The organism is Halopseudomonas sp. L-58, from assembly GCF_056859475.1.
Map to the genome: position 1 here is coordinate 1 of NZ_JBSXON010000048.1, position 3,430 is coordinate 3,430.

The 3,430-nt window shown below is 62.0% G+C and carries 2 protein-coding genes; one reads left to right on the forward strand and one right to left on the reverse strand.

The genetic code is table 11. From position 1 onward, the window contains the following. Positions 1-212: 212 nt before the first annotated feature. Entirely contained in the window at positions 213-1,565 is a 1,353-nt protein-coding gene (locus tag AC13EY_RS05790; RefSeq protein ID WP_228247761.1) for an amidohydrolase family protein, read from the reverse strand. Between the two features lie 559 nt (positions 1,566-2,124). Here AC13EY_RS05790 and AC13EY_RS05795 point away from each other — a divergent pair. After that, a complete protein-coding gene (locus AC13EY_RS05795) occupies positions 2,125-3,138 on the forward strand; it encodes an isopenicillin N synthase family dioxygenase (protein ID WP_228247763.1) in 1,014 nt (337 codons plus the stop codon). Positions 3,139-3,430 lie beyond the last annotated feature (292 nt).

The window sequence follows — 3,430 nt, forward strand, 5'->3', positions numbered from 1 at the left end:
TGCTTTGCCAGGTCGATGCCAATTGTCATAGATTGGTTCATGGTCTCCTCCTGTCTCCGTTCGGTTCCAGTAGATGCATAGCATCTATCCCCTGGCGCATCGACGCCGTAGAAGGGAGAGGGAGGAGACCATCTCATCGAGCTCCCGCTCGACCAGTGCACTACCGTGCATCATCAAGGCCGAGTTGGAACTCGGCCCTCCTGCGCCTGCGGTCAGCTACGAATCAGCTGCGCCACCGATTCCTGCACCCGCGCGGTCAGCTCGGCCTCATCCAGCCCGCAGATATTGCCGTTATCGACCGCCGGGCGGCCCTGGATAAAGCTGTATTTGACGCTGGCCGGTTCGCCGCACATCAGCGGCGCGGTGAGCGGGCTGTGGACGCCGGCAAAGCGCGGCTGGTTGATATCGAACAGCACCAGATCGGCAGCCATGCCGACTTTGATCTCGCCGACCTCATCAAGCCCCAGCAACTTGGCGCCGTTGCGGCTGCCCCAGGTCAGCACATGTTCCAGTGTGGTGGCGTCCGGGCCATGCACGGCGCGGTGAATCAACCAGGCGAGGTTCAGTTCCTGAAGCATGGAACCGGACTCGGCCGAGGCCGAGCCGTCGACGCCGAGGGTGATCGACATGCCTACCTGTTCCATTTTGATCGCCGGGGCGATGCCGCTGCCGAGACGGCAGTTGGAGGTCGGGCAGTGGGCGATACCGGTGCCGGTGCTGGCGAGGCGGTCGATGATGTAATCGTCGCAGTGCACCAGATGGGCAAACCAGACATCGTCGCCCAGCCAGCCGCAATCACCGGCGTAATCCACGGCACGCTTGCCATATTTCTGCAGCGAGGCGACTTCGTCAAAGTCCACTTCCAGCAGGTGCGAGTGCATGCCCAGCTTGAACTCGCGGGCGTAGGCGGCCTGTTCGCGCAGGCCATCCGGATCGCTGGAGTGAATCAGGCTGGTCGGTGCCACCACCAGCTTGCGCATGGCATCGCCACCGTCCTGATGATAGCGCGTACGACTGGCATCCAGCCGCTCGATGATCTGGCCAATGGTTTCCGGCGCGATGCCGTGTTCAATCATGCCGTGGTGGCTGCCAACCGAGGTGGCGCTGCCGCGGCACAGTACCAGCCGCATGCCCAGCTCGTCGGCGGCGCGCCAGACGGCGTCTTCCAGCTCGGGGCTGGTGGTCGCGTGATACAGGTAGTGGTGATCGGCGCAGGTGGTGCCGCCAGAGCGCAGTAGTTCATACAAGCCCAGACGCGCAGCGTGGTACATCAACTCCGGGGTGACCTTGGGCCAGTAGCGGTAGGGTACCGAACCCAACCAGTCGTTGAGGTTCTGGTTCAGCCCACCCGGTACGCCCTTCATGATCGACTGGGCAAGGTGATGGTGGGTGTTGACCAGCCCGGGCCAGACCACACAGCCACGGGCGTCGATCAGGGTTTCACCCACTGCCGGCGCAAGATCCCGTCCCAGCTCGGTAATCTTGCCGTCGCTGATGCGGATATCGGTGGCGTCCGCCACGCTGGGGGAAAAGACGGCCTGCGCGTTCTTGATCAGGTAAGCCATGAAGGTACTGCTCCTCTGTTGCTGCCAAAGAGCAATGTCCCGGAGCTGGGGAAGCACGAATCAATGCCTCACGCCCCTGACCGCTTCTACTCTGTTGCGTTGTGTTGATATCACCGCAGCATGCGGTGCCAAGGCGATGAGTGCAATTTTTTGACCAACCTGCCTGCGGCGCTACAGCTCCCATTCCATCAGGCATCCAGCGCCAGAAGCCCATGCAGCGCGACCAAATCCGGTGCAGATGGTCAGCTTTTGCGCAATCAAGGTGCAGCCTGCACGGCAGCCGCAAGCGGAAAGGCGTACGCCGAGCCACAGCAGCCGGGGCGTTGCCCGGATTTGCCCATCTTGGCGCAAAATCTGCTTGAGTATTCGTGCCGCAGGATTATCCTCGGCAACATGAGTAGAAGCTGTCAGGGGGAAACACCCCAGGTCATTGCTCAGTTAGCGGACAATGCGCATCGCGCGGTGGACGCCGGACTGACTGACCACAGCCTCTTTCCGACTCCCCGCCTGCATCATTCTCCGCACCATTCGCCCCAATGGAACTGCTCGGAGATTCAACATGACAACCGCAACAACCCCTGAATACGGCCTGAAAGAACTGCAGCTGGAAACCACTTTCGGCGGCATGGGCAAGGAAACCGTCCGCGAGATTCCGCTGATCGATCTGACTGACTTCGAGAACCGCCGCAGCGAGATAACCGAGCAACTGTGGAGCGCCGCCACCGAAGTCGGCTTCTTCCAGCTGGTTAATCATGGTCTAGATATCAAGCTGGTGCAGAGCGCCTTTGCGCTGTCCGAAGCCTTCTTCGCCCTGCCGAACGATCAGAAAGCCCGCTTCCCGCTGAAGAAGGGGCTGAACGCCGGCTGGGAGTTCATGTCGCAGGTACGCCCCTCGACCCGCACCGCCGACCAGAAGGAATCCTTCCAGATCACCCTGCCGCACATGGATGATCTGTGGCCGAACCAGACCGTGGTACCGGAGTTTCACCGCATCATGCTGGACTTCGAATACCGCGCCTGGCGCCTGGGCATGGACGTGCTGTCCTGTTTCGCCGAGCGCCTGGGTTTTGCCCGCGACTTCTTCACCAAGGCCCATGACCGCAGCCTGCCGGACTACCAGAGCACCCTGCGGCTGCTGCACTATCTGCCGCTGCCGGAAGACGATCTGGACGAAAGCCTGTGGCGCGCCGGAGCACACACCGACTTCGACTGCCTGACCATGGTGTTCCAGAAGGAAGGCCAGGGCGGTCTGCAGGTCAGCCCGGGCAAGGACGCCGAAGGCGCCGGCGACAACCGCGAGTGGAGCAGCGTGATCCCGCGTGACGACATCATCACCTGCAACATCGGTGACATGCTGATGCGCTGGAGCGACGACCAGCTCAAGTCCACCCTGCACCGCGTGCGCATGCCCAAGCCGGGCGAATACCGTGGCCCGCGTTACAGCATGGCGTTCTTCTGTCAGGCCAACAAGAACGTGATGATCGAAAGCCCCGCCGGCAAATACCCGCCGATCTCGGCAGCCGATTACCTGCTGCAGCGCATTCAGGCGAACTTTGCCGAAGCGAAGAAGTAACCCGCAAAGGACGGCCCAGGCCGTACCATCGCAGGGGCACGGCGTGCCGTGCCCAGGCTCAAGATCGCACGGAACAACGCCCACCCACGCGATACCCAACCGGGCACACTGGCACACGGGCACACGGGCACACGGGCACAGCATGCTGTGTCCCTTGTATGTTGACTGTGGTCCCTGTGACCATGGTCCCCGACTGATCATCGGGCGGCAGGTGACAGGCCGGTGTGGCCCTGAAGCCTCAAGAGCTTGGTTCGTAGATGGGCCGTCACCTGCCAACACACTCAGACAGTTC

Bases quoted from the DNA above. Each gene is read 5' to 3' on its own strand.
- AC13EY_RS05790 (WP_228247761.1), bottom strand. From the start codon at position 1,565: ATGGCTTACCTGATCAAGAACGCGCAGGCCGTCTTTTCCCCCAGCGTG.
- AC13EY_RS05795 (WP_228247763.1), top strand. From the start codon at position 2,125: ATGACAACCGCAACAACCCCTGAATACGGCCTGAAAGAACTGCAGCTG.